Annotated in this window: 23 protein-coding genes; 12 read left to right on the plus strand and 11 right to left on the minus strand. The window is 71.1% G+C overall.

Annotated features, from left to right (window positions below; translation table 11 throughout):
• Positions 1 to 91 precede the first annotated feature (91 nt).
• Both AMYNI_RS0127625 and AMYNI_RS0127630 read left to right on the plus strand, forming a co-directional pair.
• Positions 92 to 946: a helix-turn-helix domain-containing protein gene (locus AMYNI_RS0127625; protein WP_040406014.1), complete on the plus strand. Its 855-nt coding sequence runs from the start codon at positions 92 to 94 to the stop codon at positions 944 to 946.
• Complete coding sequence (locus AMYNI_RS0127630) at positions 939 to 1,358, plus strand: VOC family protein (RefSeq protein ID WP_020671322.1); 420 nt, start codon at positions 939 to 941, stop codon at positions 1,356 to 1,358. The genes AMYNI_RS0127625 and AMYNI_RS0127630 overlap by 8 nt, the downstream gene beginning before the upstream one ends.
• Positions 1,359 to 1,411: 53 nt before the next feature.
• Here the strand turns inward: AMYNI_RS0127630 and AMYNI_RS0127635 are convergent, their stop codons facing one another.
• Positions 1,412 to 2,686 carry a LuxR C-terminal-related transcriptional regulator gene (locus AMYNI_RS0127635; protein WP_051116372.1) on the minus strand — a complete coding sequence of 425 codons (1,275 nt, stop codon included), beginning with the start codon at positions 2,684 to 2,686 and terminating at the stop codon, positions 1,412 to 1,414.
• 140 nt (positions 2,687 to 2,826) lie between these two features.
• Between AMYNI_RS0127635 and AMYNI_RS0127640 the strand changes: the two genes are divergently transcribed.
• Positions 2,827 to 3,759 carry an NADP-dependent oxidoreductase gene (locus AMYNI_RS0127640; RefSeq protein ID WP_020671324.1) on the plus strand — a complete coding sequence of 311 codons (933 nt, stop codon included), beginning with the start codon at positions 2,827 to 2,829 and terminating at the stop codon, positions 3,757 to 3,759.
• 1 nt (position 3,760) lies between these two features.
• Here AMYNI_RS0127640 and AMYNI_RS0127645 read toward each other — a convergent pair whose 3' ends face one another.
• On the minus strand, positions 3,761 to 3,967 hold the full coding sequence (locus AMYNI_RS0127645; RefSeq protein WP_020671325.1) for a DUF4177 domain-containing protein: 207 nt from the start codon (positions 3,965 to 3,967) through the stop codon (positions 3,761 to 3,763).
• 80 nt (positions 3,968 to 4,047) lie between these two features.
• Here AMYNI_RS0127645 and AMYNI_RS0127650 point away from each other — a divergent pair, with 80 nt between their 5' ends.
• From AMYNI_RS0127650 to map, 5 genes are all read left to right on the plus strand, one after another.
• The gene (locus AMYNI_RS0127650; protein WP_020671326.1) at positions 4,048 to 4,902 is read left to right on the plus strand and encodes a GNAT family N-acetyltransferase; all 855 of its coding nucleotides are present in this window, start codon (positions 4,048 to 4,050) and stop codon (positions 4,900 to 4,902) included.
• 89 nt (positions 4,903 to 4,991) lie between these two features.
• Complete coding sequence (locus AMYNI_RS0127655) at positions 4,992 to 6,779, plus strand: penicillin-binding transpeptidase domain-containing protein (protein ID WP_020671327.1); 1,788 nt, start codon at positions 4,992 to 4,994, stop codon at positions 6,777 to 6,779.
• 22 nt (positions 6,780 to 6,801) lie between these two features.
• Positions 6,802 to 7,083: a type II toxin-antitoxin system Phd/YefM family antitoxin gene (locus AMYNI_RS0127660; protein WP_020671328.1), complete on the plus strand. Its 282-nt coding sequence runs from the start codon at positions 6,802 to 6,804 to the stop codon at positions 7,081 to 7,083.
• The gene (locus AMYNI_RS0127665; protein ID WP_020671329.1) at positions 7,080 to 7,475 is read left to right on the plus strand and encodes a type II toxin-antitoxin system VapC family toxin; all 396 of its coding nucleotides are present in this window, start codon (positions 7,080 to 7,082) and stop codon (positions 7,473 to 7,475) included. The genes AMYNI_RS0127660 and AMYNI_RS0127665 overlap by 4 nt, the downstream gene beginning before the upstream one ends.
• Positions 7,476 to 7,484: 9 nt before the next feature.
• The gene (gene map, locus AMYNI_RS0127670; protein ID WP_020671330.1) at positions 7,485 to 8,342 is read left to right on the plus strand and encodes a type I methionyl aminopeptidase; all 858 of its coding nucleotides are present in this window, start codon (positions 7,485 to 7,487) and stop codon (positions 8,340 to 8,342) included.
• A 3-nt stretch (positions 8,343 to 8,345) separates the two neighbouring features.
• Here the strand turns inward: map and AMYNI_RS45505 are convergent, their stop codons facing one another.
• Positions 8,346 to 9,038 carry a FadR/GntR family transcriptional regulator gene (locus AMYNI_RS45505; protein ID WP_084628488.1) on the minus strand — a complete coding sequence of 231 codons (693 nt, stop codon included), beginning with the start codon at positions 9,036 to 9,038 and terminating at the stop codon, positions 8,346 to 8,348.
• A gap of 117 nt (positions 9,039 to 9,155) precedes the next feature.
• Here AMYNI_RS45505 and AMYNI_RS0127685 point away from each other — a divergent pair, with 117 nt between their 5' ends.
• Entirely contained in the window at positions 9,156 to 10,415 is a 1,260-nt protein-coding gene (locus AMYNI_RS0127685) for a CynX/NimT family MFS transporter (RefSeq protein WP_020671332.1), read from the plus strand.
• Positions 10,416 to 10,418: 3 nt separating this feature from the next.
• On the opposite strand, the gene AMYNI_RS0127690 is transcribed toward AMYNI_RS0127685, so the two are convergent.
• From AMYNI_RS0127690 to AMYNI_RS0127705, 4 genes are all read right to left on the minus strand, one after another.
• Positions 10,419 to 12,023, minus strand: coding sequence for a RyR domain-containing protein (locus tag AMYNI_RS0127690; protein WP_157357501.1), 1,605 nt, complete (start codon positions 12,021 to 12,023; stop codon positions 10,419 to 10,421).
• The gene (locus tag AMYNI_RS0127695) at positions 12,020 to 13,990 is read right to left on the minus strand and encodes a class I SAM-dependent methyltransferase (RefSeq protein WP_020671334.1); all 1,971 of its coding nucleotides are present in this window, start codon (positions 13,988 to 13,990) and stop codon (positions 12,020 to 12,022) included. Before AMYNI_RS0127695 ends, AMYNI_RS0127690 begins: the two co-directional genes overlap by 4 nt.
• An 81-nt stretch (positions 13,991 to 14,071) precedes the next feature.
• The gene (locus AMYNI_RS0127700; protein WP_026361010.1) at positions 14,072 to 15,484 is read right to left on the minus strand and encodes a mycothione reductase; all 1,413 of its coding nucleotides are present in this window, start codon (positions 15,482 to 15,484) and stop codon (positions 14,072 to 14,074) included.
• 70 nt (positions 15,485 to 15,554) lie between these two features.
• A complete protein-coding gene (locus AMYNI_RS0127705) occupies positions 15,555 to 16,382 on the minus strand; it encodes a M15 family metallopeptidase (RefSeq protein WP_020671336.1) in 828 nt (275 codons plus the stop codon).
• Positions 16,383 to 16,603: 221 nt separating this feature from the next.
• On the opposite strand from AMYNI_RS0127705, the gene AMYNI_RS0127710 reads away from it, so the two are divergent.
• Positions 16,604 to 17,404: a S1 family peptidase gene (locus AMYNI_RS0127710; protein ID WP_020671337.1), complete on the plus strand. Its 801-nt coding sequence runs from the start codon at positions 16,604 to 16,606 to the stop codon at positions 17,402 to 17,404.
• A 57-nt stretch (positions 17,405 to 17,461) separates the two neighbouring features.
• On the opposite strand, the gene AMYNI_RS0127715 is transcribed toward AMYNI_RS0127710, so the two are convergent.
• Positions 17,462 to 18,346 carry an alanyl-tRNA editing protein gene (locus AMYNI_RS0127715; RefSeq protein WP_040407387.1) on the minus strand — a complete coding sequence of 295 codons (885 nt, stop codon included), beginning with the start codon at positions 18,344 to 18,346 and terminating at the stop codon, positions 17,462 to 17,464.
• Positions 18,347 to 18,541: 195 nt separating this feature from the next.
• Here AMYNI_RS0127715 and AMYNI_RS45510 point away from each other — a divergent pair, with 195 nt between their 5' ends.
• Entirely contained in the window at positions 18,542 to 19,468 is a 927-nt protein-coding gene (locus AMYNI_RS45510) for a DMT family transporter (RefSeq protein ID WP_020671340.1), read from the plus strand.
• A gap of 40 nt (positions 19,469 to 19,508) precedes the next feature.
• Here the strand turns inward: AMYNI_RS45510 and AMYNI_RS0127730 are convergent, their stop codons facing one another.
• Positions 19,509 to 20,693 (minus strand): 8-amino-7-oxononanoate synthase, encoded by a 1,185-nt coding sequence (locus AMYNI_RS0127730; RefSeq protein ID WP_020671341.1) that lies wholly within the window; start codon positions 20,691 to 20,693, stop codon positions 19,509 to 19,511.
• Positions 20,694 to 20,738: 45 nt separating this feature from the next.
• Between AMYNI_RS0127730 and AMYNI_RS0127735 the strand changes: the two genes are divergently transcribed.
• The gene (locus AMYNI_RS0127735; protein WP_020671342.1) at positions 20,739 to 21,452 is read left to right on the plus strand and encodes a PIG-L deacetylase family protein; all 714 of its coding nucleotides are present in this window, start codon (positions 20,739 to 20,741) and stop codon (positions 21,450 to 21,452) included.
• A 69-nt stretch (positions 21,453 to 21,521) separates the two neighbouring features.
• On the opposite strand, the gene AMYNI_RS0127740 is transcribed toward AMYNI_RS0127735, so the two are convergent.
• Together AMYNI_RS0127740 and AMYNI_RS0127745 are read right to left on the minus strand one after the other, a co-directional pair.
• The gene (locus AMYNI_RS0127740; RefSeq protein ID WP_020671343.1) at positions 21,522 to 23,000 is read right to left on the minus strand and encodes a DEAD/DEAH box helicase; all 1,479 of its coding nucleotides are present in this window, start codon (positions 22,998 to 23,000) and stop codon (positions 21,522 to 21,524) included.
• A gap of 272 nt (positions 23,001 to 23,272) precedes the next feature.
• Positions 23,273 to 24,226 (minus strand): serine protein kinase RIO, encoded by a 954-nt coding sequence (locus tag AMYNI_RS0127745; RefSeq protein WP_020671344.1) that lies wholly within the window; start codon positions 24,224 to 24,226, stop codon positions 23,273 to 23,275.
• Positions 24,227 to 24,256 lie beyond the last annotated feature (30 nt).

Raw genomic sequence — 24,256 nt, forward strand, 5'->3', positions numbered from 1 at the left:
CATCGGGGAGAATGCCGGGAAAGTTTCACCTCGCGTCCCAACCGTTGTGAACCTTCCGACTTTCGTCGGACGCCGGGGTTAGCCTGGGAGCGTGCCGGAGCAGCGCGTGGACTGGTCCGTGGCGCGGCCGCATCCCGCGCTGCGGGGATTGGTGGCGCGCTATATCGGTTACCGCCAGGAGAACGTTCCGCACGGGGTACACCGCGGGCTGCCGTCCAGATATCTGACCCTGGTGATCGGGCTGGACGCACCGATCCGGATCACCAGGATGCCGCGGCCGGAACAGGCACCGGCGAAGCTGCGGGCGATGGTCGGCGGAATGCACACCGGCCCGGCGCTGATCGCGCAGGAGCCGGTGCAGGAGGGCCTGCATCTGGAAATCGAACCGCTCGGTGCCCGGCGGCTGCTCGGGGTCGGGGCGGCCGAGCTCACCGGGTACGTGGTCGACCTGGCCGACCTCGGCTCGCCGAGGCTGGCCGAGCTGCCGGACCGGCTGGCCTCGGTCACCGGCTGGCCGCACCGGTTCGCGATCCTGGACGAGGTGTTCCGCGCGGTGCTGACCGACGCGCCGGACCCGGCGCCCGAACTCGACCTGGCCTGGCGGCGGATGCTGGGCACCGGCGGACTGCTCAGGGTCGGGTCGCTGGCCGCCGAAGTGGGCTGGAGCCGGCGGCATTTCGGCGAGATCTTCCGCCGCGAGGTCGGCCTGTCCCCGAAGCAGGCGGCCAGGGTGCTCCGGTTCGAGCGGGCCGGCGCGGTGCTGCGCCGCCACGGCCGCGTCGACCTCGCCGAGCTGGCCGTCCACTGTGGCTACTACGACCAGGCGCACCTGAGCAACGAGTGGCGGGCGCTGGCCGGCTGCGCACCGGGCACCTGGATCGCCGAGGAGCTCCCGTTTCTCCAAGACGACGAGATCGGTCGCGAACGAACATGGGGGCATGACTGAAGAAACGACACGAACCGCGGCACCGGAAGGCACCGTCTGGCCCTGCCTGCGCTACCACGACCCGCGTTCCGCGGTGGACTTCCTCACCGGCGTCGCCGGATTCACCGAGGCACTCGTGGTCCCCGACGAAGAGGGCGCGACCATCGTGCACGCCGAGCTGCGCTGGCCCGAGGGCGGCGCGGTGATGCTGGGCGACACCAAGCTCGCCGACGGCGACTGCGCGCGGCTGCCGGCCGGGACCAGCTCGGTCTACGTGGTGACCGAGCGGGTGGACGAGATCTATCGCCGGGTCAAGGACTCCGGCGCGCGGATCAGCCAGGACCTCAACGACACCGACTACGGCTCGCACACCTTCACCATGGCCGACTTCGAGGGCAACATGTGGACGTTCGGCACCTATCGCGGGGCCTGACCGAGACCGTTCGCGGCGGCGCTCGGGTACCGCCGAGTGCTGCCGCGGCCGCCTCAGCCCCGGCCGGCACCACGGGCGATCGCGGCCGCCTCGCCCCGCGAACCCACGTCCAGCTTGCCGAGGATGTTCGCCACGTGGAACTTCACCGTGTGCTCGCTGATGTGCAGCTCCTCGGCGATCTGGCGGTTGCGATGACCCCTGGTCAGCTCGGTCAGCACCTCGAGCTCGCGTGGGTTGAGCCCGTTCAGCGGTCCGGCATCGGGCAGTTCCGGCGCGGCCAGCGGCAGGGTCGCGGTCACCGTGGTGCCCCAGTTCTCCACCGCGTCCACGGCCAGGGTGCCCTCCAGCGCGCCGAGCCGTTCGCCGAGCCGGTGCACGGTCAGCGCGTCCGCGACCAACCTGCCCGGTCCGTCGTCGCGGACGGCCACCCGCAGTGATTCGTCGCCGACCTGCCAGGCGACCCGGATCCGGTGCAGCTCGGACTGTTCCAGCATGGCCAGCACGATCGCCCGCACGGCCGCGCGGGCCGCGTTGGCGATTTCCGCCGGCAGCCCGCGCCTGGTGTCCTCCGGTGCGACCAGCTCGAGGTGCACGTCGCTGTACTTGGTCAGGGGCAGCAGCTTCTCGGCGAGCCGGTCGAACGCCCGCCCGGCCGGTTCCTCGCTGAGCGCGCGGTCGCGGTCGCCGGCCGAGCGCAGCTCGATCAGCGCGGCGACCGCCAGGTCGGTCGCACCGCGGCGGGCACTCACGTCGTCGAGCGACTTCGACCGCAGCACACCGAGCATCCCGGTCAGCGCGGCCGCGTGCGCGTCACCGAGCTCGGCGATCGCCCTGGCCCGTTCGCTCGCCGCGACCCGGTTCTCCGCCTGTCCCTCCGGCGGCACGGCTTCGGCGCGCTCCAGCAGGGTCAGCGTGGTCAGGTCCCACATCCGCTGCACGGTGCGTTTCGCCGCTTCCCCCGGTTCCGGTCCGCTGAGCGCGAGCACCAGCAGCGCGCCCTGCGACTCCGGGGGCGCGGAGGCCACCGCGAGCACCGTGGTGGCCCGCCCGGCCAGCGTTGCCTCGCCCAGCCACGGCCGTCCCACTTCGATCGTGCCCACCAGGTGGCCCAGTTCGGCACTGGTGATCTTCTCGGTCAGCGCGGGGGCGCCGTGCACCTTGAGCGGCGCGCGAGAGCAGTCACCGGTGAGCATGGCGGCCGCCCGGTGCGGGACCAGCCCGTCCAGCGCCGAGGACAGCTCCGGCAAGGTGTCGCAGATCGGCGCGTTCAGCACCGTGAAGGCCCGGGCCAGCGCCTGGTCCGGGGTGCCGAAACCGGTCTCGTCCATGACCTCCAAGGTAGACCTGGCGACGGGCGGGCGGCCTGGTCGTTCGGCTAGGTCGATCAGCTCGAAAGAGCGGGGCGGCGAAGATCGCGGTCGGCGCAAGGTGGGGGCAGGTAGTTCACCAGTGGAAAAGGAAGACGATCATGAAGGCTCTCATCGCCCCCTCCTACGGCCCGCTCGAGCAGCTCGAAATCGCCGAGGTGCCGGTTCCGGAGCCCGGTCCCGGCCAGCTGCTGATCCGGGTCGGTGCCGCCGCGCTCAACGCGCTGGACGCCAAGCTCGCGCTCGGTGTGATGCGCGAGATCATGCCGATCGAGCACCCGTTCGTGCTCGGCATGGACGTGGCCGGGGTGGTCACCGCCGCCGGTGCGGACGTCACCGGGTTCAGTGTCGGTGACGAGGTGCTCGCCTACACCGGCTTCACCGCCGGGACGATCGCGGAGTACACGGTCGTCGACGCCGGCCCGCAGGTGGTCAAGCGACCGGCGGGACTGGACGTCGAGCGGGCCGCGGCACTGTCGCTGGCCGGGATCACCGCGGCCACCATCGTGCACCGGGCCGGGCCGTTGGACGGCCGCGGCCTGCTCGTCATCGGCGCCACCGGTGGGGTCGGCTCGTTCGTGGTGCAACTCGCCGCCCACGCCGGGGCCGAGGTGCTGGCCACCGCACAGCCCGGGGACGCCGAGTTCGTGCGCGACCTCGGCGCGGCCGAAGTGATCGACTACACCGGCACGGACACCGTCGCGGAGACCCGTCGGCTGCGGCCAGACGGGGTGGACCTCGCCGTCGACCTGGTCACCATGGGCCCGGCGCTGGCCGGTACCGCGGCCGCGGTGCGTGATGGCGGCCGGATCCTCTCGCCGATCAGCATGCCGGCGACCTTCGAGCGCGGCGTCACCGCAGAGTTCGTCGACATGACCGCTGCCGAAGGCAGGCTCGCCCGGCTCGCGGACGAGGCCGCGAACGGTGGGCTCGTCGTGGAGATCGGCGCCAAGTACCCGTTCGGGGAAGCGCCGCTCGCCGTGCGCGACTTCGCCGGCAAGCACACCCGCGGCAAGATCGTGCTCACCTTCTGAGCTAGCCGACCGGCTTTTCGAAGGTGAGCAGCAGCCCGTCCACCCCGCCGGGGCCGACCCTGCCCTTCACCTCAGCGGACGTGATCGTCTTGAGCTGCCAGCCCTGGGCGGCGTTCTCGTTGAGGATCTTCTCCAGCCGGTCGCCGGACATCTTGCCGCCGATCATCTTTTCGCGGAGCTCGACGACGCGGTAGGCGAAGCGCTGCATGGGTGACTCCAATGGGTCGGCGCTGGTTTTCCAACGGGCATGTTTTCCGTTACCGGCGATTATCTGGCACGCTTGTCCTCGTGTTGCGGCTTGCTGGTGCGCGGCTGCTCGATGATCGGGACTATCCGGCGGTGCGTGCGATCCTGGCCGCGGACCCGGTGGGCAGTTGCATGGTCAGCGCCCGGGTCGAGGTTGCCGGGCTGGACCCTTGGCGATTGGGCGGCGAGTTGTGGGCCGCCGATTCCCGCACGTCCAGGTCCGGCCGGGTGCAGGGGCTGTGCTTCTCCGGCCCGAACCTGGTGCCGTTGCGCGGCAACGCCTCCGCCCTGCGTTCCTTCGCCGACCGGGCACTGCGGAAACAGCGCAGCTGCTCGTCGCTGGTCGGCCCCGCCGAACAGGTGCTCGGGCTGTGGGACGAGCTTTCCGGCGAATGGGGGCCCGCTCGCGAAATCCGGCACGACCAGCCGTTGATGGCACTGGACGGGCAGCCATCGCTGTCGCCGGATCCGCTGGTCCGCGCGGTCCGGCCGGACGAGCTGGACAGGTACCTGCCGGCCGCGATCGCGATGTTCATCGAAGAGGTCGGCGTCGACCCGCGGGCCGGCGACGGCGGCGCCAGCTACCGCGCCAGGGTCGCCGAGCTGATCGCGGGCGGGCGCGCGTTCGCCCGGTTCGAGGGCGGCGAGGTGGTGTTCAAGGCGGAGATCGGCGCGTTGTCCACCAGTGTCGGGCAGATCCAGGGGGTCTGGGTGCATCCGGAGCGCCGCGGCCACGGCATCGGCACCGCCGGCACCGCGGCCGTGGTGAACCGCCTGGTGCGCGGGATGGGCCGGACGGCGAGCCTGTACGTCAACGCCTACAACCTGCCCGCGCTGGCCTCGTACCGGAAGATCGGTTTCGGGCAGGTTGGCCGGTACGCCACCGTCCTGTTCTGACCTGTTCTGATTCGTCGCCGCGTTGCGCACCGCGGAAACCGGGCCGTCGCCGGGAATACTTCTCCGCTGTGCGTAACAGACTCCGTCCGGTGGCCGGTCTCTTGCTCGCGATCGTGTTCACCGCGGGCACGGCGGGCTGTGGCCTGTTCGGTTCGGAAGGCCCGGAGGACGTCATGGGCCGGTTCCTGGCGGCGCTCTCCGCCGGGGACAGCACTTCGGCGGCCGGGCTGACCGACGCGCCGGAGTCCGCGAAGAACCTGCTCGACCAGGTTCGCGGCGCGCTGCGACCGGAGAAGATCGACGTGACGGTGCGGCGGGTGCACGGTGCCACCGGGGCCAGTACCGCCGACGCGGACTTCCAGCTCGCCTGGCACCTCCCGCTCGGCAGGCTGTGGGCCTACGAGAGCAGGGCGACGCTGGTCTCGACCGACGAGCAGTGGAAACTGCACTGGACGCCGTCGACCCTGCATCCGGACCTCGCCGCGCAGCAGACCGTCGCGCTGCGCGAAGAGACCCCGGAGCCGGCTCCGGTGCTCGACCGGGACGGGGCCACGCTGCTGGAGCCGCAGACCGTGGTCACCGTGCTGCTCGACCCGGCCGATGCCGGCGATCCGGCACAGGTTGCGGGCAAGCTGGCCGCCGCGCTGCGTCCGCTGGACGGCACGATCACCGAACAGTCCATTATGGATGGTGTAAAAGCCTTGCGCCCGGGCGATTCCTATCCGGTGGCCAGTCTGCGGGCGAGTGACTACCAGTCGGTCAAGGCGGCCGTCTACGAACTGCCCGGGGTGCGTTTCCCGCAGCAGACCCGGCTGCTGCCGGTGGAGAAGGGACTGGCCGGGCAGGTGCTGCCGGCGATCCGGTCGACGGTGGAGGGACAGCTCGCCGGGCTGGCCGGCTGGCGGGTGATCACGGTCAACGCGGCCGGTACGGAGGCCGCCGAGCTCTACGCGCACCCGGCGCAGCCGGCCGGGGCCGCGCTCAGCACGCTGAGCCGCCGGGCGCAGGCCGCGGCGCAGGAGGCGCTGGGGCCGGTCGGGGTGCCGGGTGCGCTGGTCGCCCTGCAACCGTCCACCGGGGAGATCCTCGCCGTCGCCCAGAACGCGCTCGCCGACGAACAGGGGGCGATCGCGCTCACCGGGCGGTTCCCGCCGGGCTCCACCTTCAAACTGGCCACCGCGGCCGCCGGTCTCGGCACCGGGCAGGTACGGGTGGACACCCCGGTCGACTGCCCGCCGACCACCACGGTGGACGGCCGGGTCATCCCCAACGACAAGATGTTCGGCCTCGGCACGGTGCCATTGATCTCGGCTTTCGCGCACTCCTGCAACACCACCTTCGCGACCGTGTCCACCAGGCTTCCGCCGTCCGCGCTGACCGACGCGGCGCGCGATCTCGGTATCGGCGCGGACTTCGTGCTGCCGGGCCTGACCACTATCACCGGCTCGGCGCCGCCGGGCCGCAACACGGTGCAGCGCGCGGAGAACGGCTTCGGCCAGGGCACCGTGCTGGCCAGCCCGTTCGGCATGGCGATCGCGTCGGCGACGGTGGCCTCCGGCCGGACGCCGGTGCCCACCCTGCTCCGCGGCGGGCGGACCGAGGTGCGGCAGCTCGGCCGCCCACTGAACCAGGACGTGCTGGACGGGCTGCGGCGGATGATGCGGGCGGTGGTCACCGACGGCACCGGCGGAGTGCTCGCCGAACTGCCGGACGTGCACGGCAAGACCGGTACCGCGCAGTTCGGCGACGGTACCCAGTCGCACGGGTGGTTCGTCGGCTACGCCGGGGACCTCGCTTTCGCCGTGCTGCTGGTCGGTGCCGGCACGTCCACTCCGGCCGTGGAGGCGTCCGGCCGGTTTCTGCAGGCCGTTCATTAAGTCATGTGCTACCTTGTAGCACATGACTGTGATCGGCATCCGCGAGCTGCGGCAGAACGCCAGTGTCTACCTGCGCCGCGTCGCCGCGGGCGAGTCGTTCACGGTGACCGATCGCGGCACCCCGGTCGCGATACTGGGCCCGCCGGTGCGGGGCAGCCGCGTCGACGAGATGATCGCCCGCGGTGAGCTGCTCGCGCCGGAGCGCCCTACCGGTGCGCTCAGCGGGAACCTGCCCGAACCCCTGGATCTCGGCTTCAGCGCCTCCGACGAACTCTCGCGGCTGCGTGACGAGGAGCGCTGGTGATCTACTTCGACTCCTCCGCGCTGGTCAAGCTGGTGCTCAAGGAGGCCGAGACCCCGGACCTGGAGCAATGGCTCGTCGCGCACGCCGGGTCGCGGAAGGGCAGTTCGACACTGGCCAGGGTGGAGCTGCCGCGCGCGGTCCGCCAGGGCGGTGACCTTGCCTATCTCCGGTCGCAGGTGATCCTGGGTGACCTGCTCCAGCTGCCGATGACCCCGGCCCTGCTCGACACGGCGGGTGCGCTGCCGGGGATGCTGCGTTCGCTGGACGCGATCCATCTGGCTTCGGCGTTGCAGGTGAGGGAAGAGCTGGAGAGTTTCGTCTGCTACGACCGCAGGCTGCGTGACGCCGCGCAACAGGCCGGTCTCCCGACGGCGTCGCCGGGCGAGTCGTAGGCTGGGGGCATGTCCGTGCGTGCCCCGTTGAAGCCCGGCGTGCAGTCGCCGCGCCGTGCCGTCCCCGCCAGCATCACCCGTCCCGAGTACGTGGACAGGCCCTCCCCGAAACGCGACACCGGCAACGGGGTGCGGACGCCCGAGGTGATCGAGGCGATGCGGGTGGCGAGTCGGATCGCGGCGCAGGCGCTGCAGGAGGGCGGCAAGGCGGTCAAGCCGGGCGCCACCACCGACGACGTGGACAGGGTGGTGCACGAGTTCCTGCTCGACCACAAGGCCTACCCGTCGACACTGGGCTACCGCCACTTCCCGAAGTCCTGCTGCACCTCGCTGAACGAGGTGATCTGCCACGGGATCCCGGACTCCACGGTGATCGAGGACGGGGACATCTGCAATATCGACGTCACCGCCTATATCGGCGGCGTGCACGGGGACACGAACGCCACCTTCTTCGCCGGTGACGTCTCCGAAGAGGCCCGGCTGCTCGTCGAGCGCACGCACGAGGCGACCATGCGGGCGATCAAGGCGGTGCGGCCAGGCCGGCAGCTGAACGTGATCGGCAGGGTCATCGAGTCCTACGCCAAGCGCTTCGGCTACGGCGTGGTGCGGGACTTCACCGGGCACGGCGTCGGGCCGGCGTTCCACACCGTGCCCACCGTGCTGCACTACGAAGAGCCGTCCGTGACCACGGTGATCGAGCAGGACATGACCTTCACCATCGAGCCGATGATCACCCTCGGCACCATCGACTACGACGTCTGGGACGACGACTGGACAGTCACCACCAAGGACAAGAAGTGGACCGCCCAGTTCGAGCACACCCTGGTGGTCACCGAGTCCGGCGCGGAGATCCTGACCCTGCCCTGAGGCTCAGGCCAGCTCGCCGGGGTCGAGATCGAGCCCGGTCAGCAGCTCGTTGAGGAAACCACCCGCTTCGGCCACCGCGCGGTCCTGGTCGCGGTCGGCGATGGCCTCGACGAGGTCGTGGTGCTCGATGTCCGCGCCACCGACGCCACCCTCCCTGGTGGTGGCCGCGACGCTCGCGGTGACCACTTCGGTGAGGCCGCGGTAGAGCTCGGTCAGCAGGCCGTTGTGCCCGCACCGGATGACCGCGAGGTGGAACTCCGCGTCCAGCCGCACGAACTCGTCCAGCCGCTTGGCCCCCTGCGCCTCGTCGCGTGCCGCCATCAGGGCGCGGAGGTTGGCCAGCTCCTCGTCGGTGCGCGCGGCCGCGGCCAGGCGGGCGCCCTCCACCTCCAGCGTCCGGCGCACCTGGAGCACCTCGCGCAGCTCCGAGCCGCACAGCCGGCGTACCGCGCCGGAGACCTCGCTGGTGGCGCGCACGTACGTTCCGTCGCCCTGGCGCACTTCGAGCAGGCCGCTGTGCGACAGCGCGCGGACCGCCTCCCGGACCGTGTTGCGGCCGACGCCGAGTGACGTGGCGAGCTCCGGTTCGGTGGGAATCCGTTCGCCGATCCGCCATTCGCCCTGCACGACGGCTTGGCGCAGCTGCGCGATCACCTGGTCGACGAGGCCGGTCCGGCGCGTGGTGGCCAATGGCACAGCGATACCCCTTCAGGTCACTTCCGAACGGACACGATCCCATGCGCCCGCTGCCGCATTGAGGATACCGTCACAGGGGGGTTCATCCAATCATCCTATGTCTGCCATAGTGGGGCCGTGCCTGTTGAATCCCGCGTCCCCGGTCCGGACGGCGTCCACGGTCTCGAACTCGAGCTGGAGGGCGCCGTCGAAACGAGCTCGCGCGGTCGCGGCGCGGTACTGACCGGCGGGGCACTGCTCGCCGTCGCGGTGGTGCTCACCGCGCTGAACCTGCGACCGGCGATCACCAGCGTCGGCCCGCTGCTCGACGAGGCGCGCGACTCGCTCGGCGCGTCCGCGACCTGGGCCGGGCTGCTCACCACCGTGCCCGGCCTGTGCTTCGCCGCGGCCGGGCTGGCCGCGCCCTGGCTGGCCAGGCGGGCCGGGATGTCCGCCGCGGTCGCCGTCGCGCTGGGCGTGCTGGCCTGCGGGCTGGTGCTGCGGGTGCTGGACGGCCCGCTGGTGGTGCTCGGCGGCACCCTGGTGGCGACCGCCGGTATCGCCTTCGCCAATGTGCTGGTCCCGGTGGTGGTCAAGGAGTCCTTCCCGGCCAGGATCGGGCTGATGACCGGTGTCTACACCGCGGCGCTGCAGGGCGGTGGCGCGCTCGGCTCCTCGCTGTCCCCGCCGCTGGACAACGCGCTCGGCGGCTGGCGGCCCGCGCTGGCCAGCTGGGCCGGTCTCGCCGTGCTGGCGCTGGTGGTGTGGCTGGTCGCCTCGCGGGGTGGCAAACCGAGGGCGGTCGACCCCGAGCAGGCCGGAAAGCCAGCGCGGTCGCTCCTTCGCAGCCCTCTGGCCTGGGTCGTCACCGTGTTCTTCGGCCTGCAGGCGTTCCTGGCCTACGTGGTGATGGGGTGGCTGCCGCAGGTGCTGATGGATGCCGGGGTGAGCCGCGGCGACGCGGGCCTGCTGCTGGGCCTGCTGTCCCTGATCGCGGTGCCGATCAGCCTGGTGGTGCCGCCGATCGCGGCGCGCAGCGGCAGCCAGAGCGGATGGATCGTCGGCCTCGGCCTGTTCGGTCTGGCCGGTCTGGCCGGCCTGCTGTTCGCGCCGTCGGCGTCGCCGCTGCTGTGGACCGTCCTGCTCGGCCTCGGCATGAGCGTGTTCTCGCTGGCGCTGACCACGATCGCGCTGCGGGCCCGCACCGGCCAGGACACCGCCCAGCTCTCCGGGATGGCTCAGGGCTTCGGGTACCTGCTGGCCGCGGTCGGCCCGTTCCTGTTCGGCATGCTGCACGATCTGACCGGCGGCTGGTCCGTGCCGTTCGTCATGCTGATCGTCGTGCTGGTCCTGCAGATGGTCGCCGGCGCCATCGCCGGGCGTCCGCGTTTCGTCTGACGCTCAGGTGGCGTCCCAGCGCACGATCTGGAAGCCGGCGTCGGCGAGGATCTCCGGTAGCGCCAGCACGACGTCGCGGTCCTTCTGCTTCTCGGTGGCGCCCAGCTCTTCCCACGGCCGCAGGTCGGGGTGGATCTTCGCCGAGTTGTCGCGGACCGGCCCGTACCGCCAGCCGTCGGCCCGGCGCTCCCGCACCCAGCGCTCGTGCTCGATGATCGCGAGCCGCTCGACCTCGTCGCCTTCGAAGGTGAACGACGCATCCTCCAGCCGGGGGGCCGCGGCGCAGCCGATCAGCTCCAGCTTGTGCTCGATGTCGGCGGCCTGCGCGCGGCTGGCGGTGCGGAGCGTCTCCGGGAGATCGTCCCAGTCGGCCAGCGACGGGTTGGTCTCCGGGCTGTGCCCCTGCGCGGTCTGGTCGTCGATGTAGCGCCGGTGCACGGCGCGCGCCAGCGAATCACTGATTCGCTCGGAGAGGTACGCACTCGCCATGTCCAGCACTCCCACAAAACGTAACCGGTCGTCGTGACCGTGCTGCACCATCATCTCACCGACTCCGGCCAGCCGCGCCATCCGCACGATCACCGTACTGCGAGTTCCGTCCATTGTCGCCGCTACGTTGAGCCCGTCACGAAGTGCGCGTTCCTCGTCGTCGTGGCAGATGAACACCCGGTGCACACCCGGCTCCGGAACGTAGACGGGCCGGACGGTGGCCACGCAGGCCTCGTCGAAGAACGGGTACCGGCCGCTCAGCTCTGCCACCACCACTCGCGCGTCCGGATCGACCACCAGCACCTCGACCGGACCGGCCTTGGCCCGGTTCGCGCGCCGCGCGAACTCCAGCAGCAGCGCACGCCCGAAGGCGCTCAGCCCGACGATCACCAGCTGGGCCCCGCGGTCGCCCTCACCGGCGGCCACCTCCTTGGCGGCGATGCCGTCGAGGGAGAAGAAGTCCACCCGGTGCGGCCCGGCGAACTCCCCGGCGCGCAGGGCGTCCCCGAGCTCGGGATCGGACACGTGCGCGTAGATCTCGAGCGGGACGGTGGACCTGCGTTCGACCTGCACGGCCGCCAGCACGGTGGCTATGTTGGCGGCCGTCTCGTCCGCGCAGGCGTACAACCGGGTCGCCCTGGCCAGCCCGACCGCGGTGAGCGCCGATGCGTCCCGCGTGTCGCCGCCCACCACCACCGGATAGCCCACTTCGGTCAGGTGCGCGGCCAGTGTCTTCGCCGCGACGGAACCGCCGCAGACCACGATGTGCCCGCGCCGCCGCCGCGCCCGCAGCCTGGCGATCTCGGTGGCGAACAGCGCCCTGGCCGCTTCGAACACCGCGTAGCCGGTGACCGCCGGGGCCAGGAACCGGGCGATTTCCAGCGGCCACGGATAGGGGCCGCCCTCGCCGACCGGCCCGGAGTCGATGACGAACAGCTGCAGGTCGTAGTAGACGAGGTCGAGGACCCGGTGCCCGTACTGGGTCTGCGAGTCCAGGAAGTCTTCCAACCCGAAGTAGCCCAGCACGAGCGAAACCAGCGCGAACACCGCGAACAGCACCCGGACGCCGCTCACCGTCCGCGAGGTGCCTTGTCCCTTCCCGCGGGGGGACACCGTCATCCGTTCTTGCCGGGCTGCTTGGAGAAGACCACGATGCGGAACGGGAGGGTGGGCGCGCCGACGACCTTGACCTTGGTCTTGAAGCCGTGCGCCTCGGCGGCCGTGCGCAGTTTGGCGATCGGTGCCGCCGCGGTCATGTCGGCGTTGCCCGCCAGGTAGCCGTCCGCCTCCTCCTCGGAGAGGCCGTAGCGGATCATCCAGTCCCGCCACCGGTCCATCGGGGAGGCGCCGCCCCGGTCGCCGCTCACGCCGAACACGTCGGCGAACACGAGCGTGCCCTCGTCGGTGGTGTGCTCCGCGCAGTTGGCGAAGAACTCGTCCAGCGCCTCGTCGGCGGGATCCGGCCCGATCAGGAAGTGCATCACCAGCGACCCGAACACCACGTCGTACTGGCCGTCGACGTCCTCCCACGCGGTGCCCCGCACCAGCCGCATGTCCAGCCCCGTCTGCTGCTCGGGCTGGAGCAGGTCGCGCGCGTACTGGGTCATCTGCTCGGCCCGGTCGATCCCGCGGTACTGCCGCACCGGCCCGTGGTGCTCGAGGTCGTAGAACGGCCGGTTGATGTTCCGGATCCACGGCACGATCTCGGTGGTGAGCCGCCCGGTGCCGTAGCCGATCTCCAGCACGTCCACCGAACGCATGCTGTCCGCGTAGATCCGCAGGATCTCCCGGAACACGGTGGCCGCGCTGTCCTGGATCATCTGCGAGTAGCGCGGGATCCAGCACCGGATGTGCCGGTCGTAGACCTCGAAGTAGTCGGGGGTGCGGAACTCGGTCTCACTGGTCCAGTCCTGGTCCCAGTGCCCGACCCCGGTCCGCGCCACCCAGGCCCGTCGCAGGTCCGCGGCCTTCATGCTGGGGTCGAACCGGACCGCGCGGCTTTTGATCGACTCGTAGAACTGCACCGCGCTGGCGAAGCGCAGCGAGTTGCTTTCGATCACCAGCTGCCGCGCGTGCACCCGGCCCGGGTTGGGCTGGTAGCTGCCGATCACATCGGGATCCACCAGCAGCAGGTGGTGGCCGAGCGCGCCGGGGCCCATCGGGTGCACCTCGCCCGGCCGGAGTTCCTCCTTGGTGGCGATGTAGATGTCGTACGGCCCGGTCCGGTGGCGGGCCTGGTGCCGCCGCCAGAGGTCGATCTGCCTGGCGAGCTTGCTTTCGTCCTCGAAGAACCAGGACCAGTCGAGCAGGAAGATCCGCTCGCTGACGTTGGCCGTCATCTCCTCCGGATGTTCCGGGGTCCAGAACTGCTCGGTCTCGTCGGTGAGGTCGGCGATCGCACGGATCTGGCCGCCGTCCCAGCCGCCGAGGCTGGAGAAGCTGGGCAGGTAGTAGTCGGCGTCGACGACCAGCTGCGACGCCCCGCCCGAGTCGAGCTCACGGGCCAGCGCGCCGGCCCAGCCGCCGAGCAGGTGCAGGCTGGCGTGCTCTTCGGGGTAGCTGTCGATGAACTTGTTGACCTGCTCGTCCAGCGCGTTCCGGCCCCGTCGCGCGGATCGCTGGCCGGGGGACAGGGTGGTGTTGGACAGCTTCACCAGCCAGTCGCCGAACCGGTTTTCGAAGCTGGCGAACCCGTTCCCGTCCTCGGCCTCGGCCGGGTAGGAGAGGTAGTCCGGTTCGCCGAAGTTCTCCGGCAGCCGGTCCGAGCCAGCCTGCTTGACCACCACCAGCGGCAGGTGCAGCGCGTGCGCGAAACCCACCTCGTAGGCGAGGTTCGGGCGCTGGGTGCTGCCGTCCAGGATGACCAGGTCGGACTTCAGCAGCTCGTCGCTGACCTTGGCGCCGATGTCCTTGTTGACGCTCTGGTTCTCGTTCCAGTCGTAGTACTCGAAACCGTGCTCGTTGAGCTTGCGCTTCATCACGGTCAGCGCCTTCTGCACGGCATCCGGTGAATCGGCCTGCGTGGACCAGGCGAGAAAGGCGGTGAGCCGGGACAACGGCACCTCCAGTGCGAGCGGGCAGAGCACCGGAAGCTTATCGAGCCGGGCACACCGGGTAGCCGGATCGGTGAAACCGTTATCCGCGACGCCGGGAGGCGACCTTTCGCGTTATGAAGCCGCCGGGTCCAGCGGCAGGTTCAGCAGGGCGTTCTCCACCAGTTCGGGCATCGCCGGGTGAATCCAGTACTGGCCGCGGGCCATGCTGCGCGCGTCCAGGCCGAAGCTCATCGCCTGGATCAGCGGCTGGATCACCGAGGGGGACTGCGGCCCGATGATGTGCGCGCCGAGCAGCTGCCCGGTTGCCGGGTCGGCCAGCAGCTTGGCGAAACCGCTGGTGTCCTCCATCGCCCAGCCGTACGCGATCCCGGCGTAGTCCTGTTTCGAGGTCACGTAGGACACCCCGCGCTCGCGGGCCTGCTGCTCGGTCAGCCCGACCGACGCCACCTGCGGCGAGGTGAACACCGCATGCGGCACGAACCGGTGATCAGCGGCCACCTGTTCTTCGGGATGCAGCAGATTGTGCTGCACCACACGGGATTCGTGGTTGGCCACGTGCTTGAGCTCGTAGGGCGAGGACAGGTCGCCGAGCGCGTATACGCCGTCCACCCCGGTGCGCTGGTACTCGTCCACCTGCACATGGCCACTGTCCACAGTGGTCACTCCGGTGGCGGAGACGTTCAGCAGGTCGGAGTTCGGCCGCCGTCCGGTGGCGATCAGCAGCAGCTCGGCCTCGACCGTCTCCCGGCCGTCGGGGCCTTCCAGTTCCAGCGCGACCCCGACGCCGGCGGTGTCGGACTTGCCGGCCCGCAGCACCTTGCGGTTGAGCCGCACGTCGAAACGCTGGCTCGCCAGCTCGGTGAACCGGGCGCTGATGTCCTCGTCCTCCGAGCGCAGCAGCGCGCCCGAGCGGTTCACCACCGTGACCCGCACCCCGAACGAGGCGAACACGTGCGCGAACTCGGCCGCGATGTAACCGCCGCCGATGATCACCGCGCGCGCCGGCAGCTCGTCCAGCCGCATCACCGTGTCCGAGGTGTGGTACTCGACCTCGTCCAGGCCGGGGATGTCCGGGATCACCGGGCGTCCGCCGGCGGCCAGCACGAACCTGTCCGCGGTGACCGTCTCGACCCGCCCGTCCGGCAGCGTGACGGTCAGCTCCTTGTGCCCGGTGAACCGGCCTTCGCCCTGGTAGACGGTGACGTTCTCGTTGTCCTCGTGCTTGGCCCGGTACTCCAGGCCACCGGCCGCGATCGGGTCGATCCGGCCGAAGATCCGGTCCCGCACGTCGGTCCAGCGCACCCCGAGCAGTTCCTCGTCGACGCCGAGCCTGCCGGAGACCGACGGGGTGGCCGCGAGATCCGCGGTGTGCACGAACATCTTCGTCGGGATGCAGCCCACGTTCAGGCAGGTGCCGCCGAAAACGCCCTTCTCCACGATGGCCGTCTTCCAGCCGGCGAACCGGTCATCGAGAATCGAGTTCCCTGATCCGGTACCGACGATCACCAGGTCGTAGTGCGGCACGCTGCTCATCCTCACGCTGTCGGAAGTCACCACCAGGCCCAACCGGTGCCGGCCGGGACTTGTTCCCGCGTCACTTGCCGTTCGCGGTGAAATGCATGATGTCCTTCGGGTTGGTCCAGCTGCCACCCCACTGCCACCCGATCGCGGCGAACGCTCCGGTGGTGGCGTCGCCGGCGCGCACCATCCCGGGCCGGACCTTCGACCGGTCGACGTAGGCCGAGGCGAGCTCGGGCAGCACCAGGTCGCCCTTGAGGTACGGGTTGCAGAACGGGTTCAGGTCGATGGCCAGCCCGTAGGCGTGCGCGGACCAGTTCGTCTGTCCCCTGGCCGGGCGGCAGACGAAGGCGCCCGTGTTGTTCCCGTCGCCGGTGGGCGCCGCGTCCAGCTCGTCCGCGCGGGTCACCCGCATCTCCTCGATCGGGAACCCGTTCGCGAACAGCCGCTCGAAGACGCGGGTCACCGGCTGCGCCACCGAGGCGTTGAGCAGCATCTCCCCGGTGTGCGCGCGGCCGTCGAAACCCCGGAAGGACATGGTCACGTAGCGCAGCGCCGCGGCAGGCACCGGACAGGCGGGCTGCCAGGTGCTGCGGGCCAGCACGTCCGGGGGCACCTCCTGCACCTGGGCGGAGTAGCGGCCGTCGGCGGGCGGCGGCAGCAGGTCCCCGGTCGGCAGATTGCGGTTCACCAGCACGTCCGGTGTTGGCAGCACCTCGCCGTAGCCGTCCGGGCGCAGCGGCAGCGGCCGTGCGCCGACCCGCCACTCCGGCTGGGCAGGCGGCTCGGGCGGTGTAGTCGTGACTGTCGTGCTCGCCGTGGTCGCGGGTGCGCTCGTCGCCGGGGGAGCGGGGGCCGGCGGCGGGGTTTCCTCGTTGGCGCAGGCGGCCAGCGGGAAGGCCATTACGCACAGTAAGGCCGTCGAAGTCCGTAGTCCCACGTCACCAGCTTGACAGAGCGATCCGGCGCCTCGGAGTCCACCCGTTTCAGCGACACCGGATCGAAGGCGTTCGGACTAGGGTGTTTGCGGTTGAGAAGGCGCGGTACCCGGGCCAAGGACGCGCCTTTGGTGCCGGTCGCGCGCAGCTCGTGAGATGAGCACGCACCGACGAAGGGGTATTCGCAATGGCCAAGAAGAATCGTCGGGCGTTCGCCGTCGCCGCGGTGCTGACCGCCACGGCCGGCTTCCTGCCCTCCGCCGCGTCGGCCGATCCCCGCGTGGATGTCCAGCCGTACATCGTCGGTGGCACCCAGGCGTCGGTCAAGGACTTCCCGTACGCGGTGTTCCTCACCGACGCGGGCGGCAACCAGTTCTGCGGCGGGACGCTGATCTCGTCCTCCGCGGTGCTGACCGCAGCGCACTGCGCGAAGGCGGTCAAGCGCACGGACCTGCGAGTGGTGGCAGGGCGCGACGACAAACGCACCAGCGAGGGCGTCTCGGTCCAGGTCGGGGAGGTCTGGGTGCACGAGGAGTTCAGCGATCCCAGCAAGGGCAACGACATCGCCGTGCTCAAGCTGAACCGTCGGGTTCCGTACGGGTCCGCGAAGGTGCCCAGTGCCGACGACCGCGCGCTGTACGAGGCGGGCACGAAGGCGACCGTGGTCGGCTGGGGCCGCACCTCCGAAGGCGGCGAGCGCTCGGACTACCTGCGCAAGGTCGTGGTGCCGGTGGTCGGCGACGACAGCTGCAAGGCAAGTTTTCCCGGCTACGACAAGAGCAACATGGTCTGCGCCGGTTATGACGAAGGCGGCAAGGACGCCTGCCAGGGCGATTCGGGCGGCCCGCTGCTGGTCGGTGACACGGTGATCGGCATCGTGTCCTACGGCGAAGGCTGCGCCGTGCCGAACCGGCCCGGCGTCTACACGCGAGTCGCCGCGTACACCGACGACATCAAGAAGCAGACCGGCCTGCGTATCTTCGGCTGAGCCGAACCTCGGAAGCCGGCTTCCCGCGATGGCGGTGAAGCCGGCTTTCGCTTGTCGTCAGGCGAGTTCGGCGATGGTGTTCGCGACCAACGTGCTGCCGTCCTCGGCCAGTTCGAGCCGCACGGTCAGCGCGCTCAGCTCGCCGAGCCGCCGCAGATGCGTGCCGCCGCACGGAATGGTGGGCGTCCCGTCCGGGAGCAGGCAGCTCCAGGTGCGCCGCGCGGTGAGCTCCGGGCCGGGCGCCGCGAGCTCCACCGGCGCGTCGGTGGCCAGCCAGCCGGCGAGCCGGCCGTTGACCCGCTCGCTCAGCTCGGGCAGCTCGCCGGCCAGCCCGTCGGTGCTGAACCCCTTCTTGCGCAAGGACTTCCCGATCCGGTAGGTGTCCGTGCTGCCGCCGGGGTGGATGCGCGACGAGGTGATCGCCAGCGCGTCGAAGTCCGGTGCGCCGAGCCCGTCGGTGCGCACCTCCTTGCGCCACCGGCCGGCGAGCACCGCGTTCAGCGCCAGCGCCATCAGATGGCAGCCGGTGTGCCCAGCGGAAAGCTCCCGCCGTCGCCTGGCGTCCACCTGCAGTCCGGCCGGCGCGCCGGCCAGGTCGGTCAGGTCGGCATCCGATTCGACCACGTGCAGGACCAGCCAGCGCCAGCCCTGCTCGCCGCGCCGCACCGGGATGTCCTCGCCCACCAGCAACTCATCGGAGTCCTCGGCGGCCGCGCCGATCAGGCAGTCCAGCACGGTCAGCCGCCGGTCGCCGAGCACCAGCTGTCCGGTGTCGGCGGGCTGGTCGGGCCAGCCGCTGTCCAGCGGATGGAACGGCGTGCGGTCGGTGATCACCAGCCATTCGCCCGCCGTCTCCCGTGGCAGCACGGCGAGCACGGTGGCGTCACCGTCGACGGCACCGGCCGGGTAGCCGACGTGGGTACTGGTCTGCGGCAAAGGCATGAACATCGCTTTCCGGCCGGTAGTTGGTGAGCCGTTACTCGACGGCGATCCGTACGTCCCGCTGCTAACCTAGCGGTCGGCCAGGCTCGACACGGGGGACGTCTTGATCATCGGCAACCGGCGCGCGGTGCATGGCCGTTCGGAGTTCGTCGCGCGGTACGACGGCAGGGTGACCGGAACCAGGTTCGCCGTCTGATGGCGGAGGACTCCGCGGTCGCACCCGTCTTCACCGGCCCGGCCGCCGCCCGCGGCCCGCGCGGCCGGTGGATCGCGGAGCTGGGGCTGGTCGGCGTGGCCGCGGCCTGGGGGCTGACCTTCACGGTCATTCAGGACGCGGTCGTGGTGCTGGCGCCGCTGGCGTTCGTGGCGTACCGCTTCCTGGTCGCCGGGCTGCTGATGGCGGCGCCGTTCGCGGCCGGGCTGCGGCGGCTTTCCGGGCAGGGCTGGCTCGCCGGGGTGGTGCTGGGGCTGCTGCTGGTGAGCGGCTACGTCACGCAGACCATCGGACTGACGCACACCACGGCCTCCAGCGCCGGGTTCATCACCGGCCTGTACGTGGTGTTCACCCCGCTGCTGGGCTGGGTGCTGCTGCGGCAGGCGCTGCGGCCGTGGGCATGGGCCTGCGTGGCCGCGGCGACCGTCGGCCTGCTGCTGCTCTCCGGCTTCGGCGGCGGCTGGCACCCACTGGGCGACGGGCTGATGCTGGTCTGCAGCGTGTCCTTCGCGCTGCACATCCTGTACACGGACCGGGTGGTCCGGCGGTTCGAGGTCGGGCCGCTGGTCGCCGTCTCACTGACCGTCTGCGGGCTGGTGGCACTGGTACTGGCCGCGCTCACCGGCGACCTGAGCGTGCCCAGCGGCGGCCAGGTCTGGGTCGCGTTGCTGTTCACCGCGGTGTTCGCCAGCTCGCTGGCCTACTTCATGCAGTCGTTCGCGCAGCTGCGTACGTCACCGGCCAGGACCTCGCTGATCCTGGCCACCGAGCCGGTGTTCGCCGGCGTCTTCGGTTTCTGGCTGGCCGGCGACCGGCTGTCCACCCTCGGCTGGGTAGGCGCCGGCGTGATGGCGCTGGCCATCATCGCCATGGAGGCCAAGCCGCCGCGACCAGCGAGCCCAACGTGACGTTCGGTCCCTAGAAGACACCAAACGTCACATTGGGCCGCTACCGGGCGCCCTGCGGAGCGGCTTCGGTGATCACCTTGACCGCGGTCTCCACATCGGACTCGGTGAGGTCGGCGCGGGCGGTCAGCCGCAGCCGCGAGACGCCGTCCGGCACCGAAGGCGGCCGGAAGCAGCCGACTCGGACACCCTGCTCGGCGCAGCGCGCGGCCCAGGCGACGGCGTCCTCCGGCGAGGGTGCGCGCACCGAGATCACCGCGGCCTGCGGGGTGCTGACCGTGAACCCGGCCGCGCCGAGCTGCTCGGCCAGTGCGCCGGCCGCGGTCAGCACCTTGCCGGACAGCTCCGGTTCGGCGCGCAGCACGCCGAGCGCGGCCAGCGCGGCCGCGGTACTGGCCGGCGCAAGCGCGGTGTCGAAGATGAAGCTGCGCGCGGTGTCCACCAGGTGCTTGATCACCCGGCGCGGCCCCAGCACCGCACCACCTTGCGCGCCAAGGGATTTGGACAGGGTGATGGTGGTGACCACGTCCGGTGAGCCGGACAGGCCGGCCTCGTGCACGGCCCCGCGGCCGCCTTCGCCGAGCACTCCGAAACCGTGCGCGTCGTCCACCAGCAGGCCGGCTCCGTGCTCGCGGCAGGCGGTGGCCAGCTCGTTCAGCGGGGCCAGGTCGCCGTCCACCGAGAAGATCGAGTCGGTGACCACCAGCGCGCGTGGTTTGCGCCGGGTGGACAGTGCGTGTTTCATCGCGGCCGGGTCGCCGTGCGCGACCGCGGCCACGTCCGAGCGGGACAGCCGGCAGCCTTCGATCAGTGACGCGTGGATGTACTTGTCCGTGACGATCGCCGACTCGGCGCCGGAGAGCGCAGTGACTGCGCCCAGGTTCGCGGTGAAACCGGAGGAGAACACCAGCGCCGCCTGCGTGCCGCAGAACTTGGCCAGCTCCTGCTCCAGTTCGGCGTGCAGTTCGGTGGAACCGGTGACCAGCCGGGAACCGGTGGAGCCGGAGCCCCAGCGCAGCGCGGCCGCTGCGGCCGCACCGGCGACCCGCTTGTCCCTGGCCAGCCCGAGGTAGTCGTTCCCGGCCAGGTCCAGTTCCGCCGACTTGGCCGCACGCGGGGTGAGCCGTCGCAGCAACCCGGCCTCGGCACGCTTGGCCGACTCGACGTCGATCCAGTCGAAGGTCTGCTCGGGTGGTGTCGGGGTGGTGCCTGGACCGGGTGCGTTCACGCCTGGCAGTCTCGCACTGGCGATTCCCCATGACGGAGTGAGGGCATGACCGAACTGCTGCCGATGCCGGCCGACTGGCAGCGTGCGCTGGCCGTCGTCGCGCATCCGGACGACCTCGAGTACGGCAGTTCCGGCGCGATCGCACGCTGGACGGGCAAGGGGCGCGAGGTGCGTTATCTGCTCGCCTGCCGTGGCGAAGCCGGGATCGACGGCTTGGCGCCGGAGGAGTGCGCCGAGGTGCGCGAGCGGGAACAGCTGGCCAGTGCCGCGGTGGTCGGAGTGCGGGAGGTCGAGTTCCTGGACCACCAGGACGGCGTGATCGAGTACGGCGTGCCGCTGCGCCGCGACATCGCCGCCGCGATTCGCCGGCACCGGCCGCAGCTGGTGATCACCACCAACTACCAGCAGACCTGGGAGGGTGGCTGGCCGAACACCCCGGACCACCGCAACGTCGGCCAGGCCGTGCTGGACGCGATCGGCGACGCGGGCAACCGCTGGATCTTCCGCGACCTCGGCCTGGAGCCATGGGGCGGGGTGCGCTGGCTCGCCGTGCACGGTTCGCCGAACATCACGCACGCCGAGGACGTCACCGACACGATGGACCTGGCGGTCGCGTCGCTGCTGGAGCACCGCGCGTACCTGGCCGGTCTCGGCGACGAAGCCGGCGACCCCGACCAGTTCCTGCGCGAGTACGCCAGCGAGACCGGAACGCGTTTCGGCGGCGGGCTCGCCTGCGGGTTCGAGCTCATTTCGTTCTAGGACAAGCAGAAGCGCGGCCGATCGAGGACCGGCCGCGCTTCTGATATATCAGTCTGCTGATCCAGTCGGTCAGTCGTGCGAGTGACCGCGACGCGCCGGCCTCGGCCCGGAACGCTGCGGACGGCCGCCGCCACGGTTGCCGCCGAAGCCGCCACCCTGCCGGCCACGGCCGCCGAAGCCACCGGGACGGCCGCCGCCACCGAAACCGCCCTGGCCACGCGGGCCACCGCGGCGCGGCGGAGCCTCGCGGCGCAGCTCGGGTACCGGCTCGCCACTGGGCTCCCTGGCACCGGTGATCCTGGACAGCTCGGCGTCACCGGGGCGCACCACGGTGCTCTCCGCGCGGACGCCGGCCCGCTCGGTCATCCGGCGCACGGTCCGCCGCTGGTCATGGGTGACCAGGGTGACCACCACGCCGGAGGCACCGGCCCGCGCGGTCCGGCCGGCCCGGTGCAGGTAGTCCTTGTGGTCCGCGGCCGGGTCGACGTGCAGCACCAGGCTGATGTCGTCCACGTGGATGCCGCGCGCGGCGACGTCGGTGGCGACCAGCACCGGGGTGTTGCCCTCCTTGAAGTCGGCGAGCACCCGGTTGCGCTGCCCCTGCGTCTTGCCGCCGTGCAGCGCGGCGGCCTGCACCCCGCTGGCCCGCAGCCGCTCGGCCAGCCGGTCCACGTGGTGCTTTGTCCGCACGAACATGATGGTGCGGCCCGCACGGGCGCCGATCTCGGTGACCACGGCCTGCTTGTCCTGGTGGGAGACCTGCAGCACGTGGTGGTCCATGGTGGTGACGCTGGCGGTTACCGGCGCGACCGAGTGCTCGACCGGGTCGCTCAGGTACGCCTTGACCAGCTTGCCGACGTCACCGTCCAGGGTGGCCGAGAACAGCAGCCGCTGGCCGCGCGCCGGGGTCAGGTCGAGGATCTCCTTGACCTGCGGCAGGAAGCCCATGTCGGCCATCTGGTCGGCCTCGTCCAGCGCCACGAAGTTCACGTCCGAGAGCACCGCGGTGCCCTGCCGGACGTGGTCGGAGAGCCGGCCCGGGGTGGCGATCAGCAGGTCAACGCCGCGGCTGAGCGCGTCCACCTGGCGGTTGAAGGCCATCCCGCCGACCGCCGTGCGGCACCACAGGCCGAGCGACTTGGCCAGCGGGGTCAGCGCGTCGGCCACCTGCATGGCCAGCTCGCGGGTGGGCACCAGGACCAGCGCACGGGGGCGCTTCGGCCTGGCCTTGCCGCCGTCCAGCCTGGCCAGCAGGGCGAGCCCGAAGGCGAGCGTCTTGCCGGAACCGGTCTGGGCGCGGCCCAGCACGTCGCGGCCAGCCATCGCGTCCGGGATGGTCGCGGTCTGGATCGGGAAGGGGTTGTTGATGCCGGCCTCGCGCAGGGCCCGGAGCAGCGGCTCCGGCAGGCCGAGGTCGGCGAAGCTCTTGGTCGGGCCGGTGTAGGCCGTGCCCTGGTCCTGCGCCGAGTCCGCCGCCGTGTTCCGGTGCCGCGGCTTGCTGCGGGCCGGACGCGCGGAGGTGTTCTCGGAATTGAGCGTGACTGTCACAAATGCCTCTCGGACGTGGCACGTCGCAAGGAGGCCCGGCTGCCCGCGCGCAGGCAGGGCAAGATGGTGTTGCTTAGGGCGTTCACAGGGACGAACCCGGCGCGTGGTGCGCCGTTTACGGGTGGATACCGCGAGCCATTCGGTTGGCTTGGCCGCGAAGAACACCACTCGTCCACGCCGCCGGTTGCGGTCTGTGATCAGCCTACCGGAGTGTGCTCGGAGGGCCCAATCCGAGGCACCGGTTGTGACCAAGGACGCGCAGCTGGGCCCGTTCACGGCAGCTCCGCGGCGCGGACCAGCGTGCTGATCAACCGGTCGGTGTCCAATATGTCCCCGGTCAGGCCGCGGGCGGAGAACCACTTCGCCAGATTGCGCACGTCCCTGACCATGAACTCACCGCCACGCGGGTTCGCCACCACGTCCACCACCTGCGGCAGGTCGATCAGCATCAGCCGGCCGTGGTGCACCAGCACGTTGTAGGCGGACAGGTCACCGTGCGCGACGCCGGCACCGGCCAGCTGCTCCAGCGCGGAAACGGCCTGGAGCCAGAGTTCGTGGAGCTCGTCCGGGTCGGGCCGGAGTTGGGCCAGCCTTGGCGCGGCCTCGCCGTTTTCGCCGAGAAACTCCAGCAGCAGTTCGGTGCCGTCCCGCTGCACCGGATAGGGCACCGGCGCGCCGGCCTGCCACAGCCTGCCGAGCGCGGCGAACTCCGCGGCGGCCCACTGCTCGGCGATCAGGTTCCGGCCGAACGAGGTCCGGTTGCGCACGGCCCGCGACTCTCGCGAGCGGCGCAGCTTCCGGCCTTCCAGGTAGCCGGCGTCCCGGTGGAAGAGCCGGTGCTCGTCGTTGCGATAGCGCTTGGCGGCGAGCAGGCACTCGCGGGAACGGTCCGGCAGCCCGCGCCGGATCAGGTGCACGTCGGCTTCCTTGCCGGTCTTGAGCACGCCGAGCTCGGTGTCCACCGCGGCCAGTTCGGTGACCAGCCAGTTCGGATGTGGTGCCGGGCCGCGGTCGGCGTCGGCCCAGGTGGAGTACCGGTCGGCGCCGCCGGGCACCGTCGGCTCGGTGTAGGCGTCTTCGCGGACCCGGGCGAGCCGACCGCGTTCCTCTTCGGTCAGCCTGCCGCCGCGGGCGGGCTGACGCTCATCGTCGAACCGGCGTCGCCGGGCACGGCGGGACTGCCGGTCGCTGAACTCTTCGAACTCTTCGTACGAGTGTTGTGACACTGATATATCTCCGGTGGATGCTTGCCCCAC

It is taken from the genome of Amycolatopsis nigrescens CSC17Ta-90 (genome assembly GCF_000384315.1).
GTDB lineage: Bacteria > Actinomycetota > Actinomycetes > Mycobacteriales > Pseudonocardiaceae > Amycolatopsis > Amycolatopsis nigrescens.

Excerpts from the sequence above, each read along its gene's own strand:
- AMYNI_RS0127640 (WP_020671324.1), top strand. The coding sequence starts at position 2,827 with ATGAAGGCTCTCATCGCCCCCTCCTACGGCCCGCTCGAGCAGCTCGAA.
- AMYNI_RS0127645 (WP_020671325.1), bottom strand. The coding sequence starts at position 3,967 with ATGCAGCGCTTCGCCTACCGCGTCGTCGAGCTCCGCGAAAAGATGATC.
- map (WP_020671330.1), top strand. The coding sequence starts at position 7,485 with ATGTCCGTGCGTGCCCCGTTGAAGCCCGGCGTGCAGTCGCCGCGCCGT.
- AMYNI_RS0127630 (WP_020671322.1), top strand. The coding sequence starts at position 939 with ATGACTGAAGAAACGACACGAACCGCGGCACCGGAAGGCACCGTCTGG.
- AMYNI_RS45510 (WP_020671340.1), top strand. The coding sequence starts at position 18,542 with ATGGCGGAGGACTCCGCGGTCGCACCCGTCTTCACCGGCCCGGCCGCC.
- AMYNI_RS0127690 (WP_157357501.1), bottom strand. The coding sequence starts at position 12,023 with ATGACGGTGTCCCCCCGCGGGAAGGGACAAGGCACCTCGCGGACGGTG.
- AMYNI_RS0127635 (WP_051116372.1), bottom strand. The coding sequence starts at position 2,686 with ATGGACGAGACCGGTTTCGGCACCCCGGACCAGGCGCTGGCCCGGGCC.
- AMYNI_RS0127715 (WP_040407387.1), bottom strand. The coding sequence starts at position 18,346 with ATGCCTTTGCCGCAGACCAGTACCCACGTCGGCTACCCGGCCGGTGCC.
- AMYNI_RS0127660 (WP_020671328.1), top strand. The coding sequence starts at position 6,802 with ATGACTGTGATCGGCATCCGCGAGCTGCGGCAGAACGCCAGTGTCTAC.
- AMYNI_RS0127705 (WP_020671336.1), bottom strand. The coding sequence starts at position 16,382 with ATGGCCTTCCCGCTGGCCGCCTGCGCCAACGAGGAAACCCCGCCGCCG.
- AMYNI_RS0127710 (WP_020671337.1), top strand. The coding sequence starts at position 16,604 with ATGGCCAAGAAGAATCGTCGGGCGTTCGCCGTCGCCGCGGTGCTGACC.
- AMYNI_RS0127735 (WP_020671342.1), top strand. The coding sequence starts at position 20,739 with ATGACCGAACTGCTGCCGATGCCGGCCGACTGGCAGCGTGCGCTGGCC.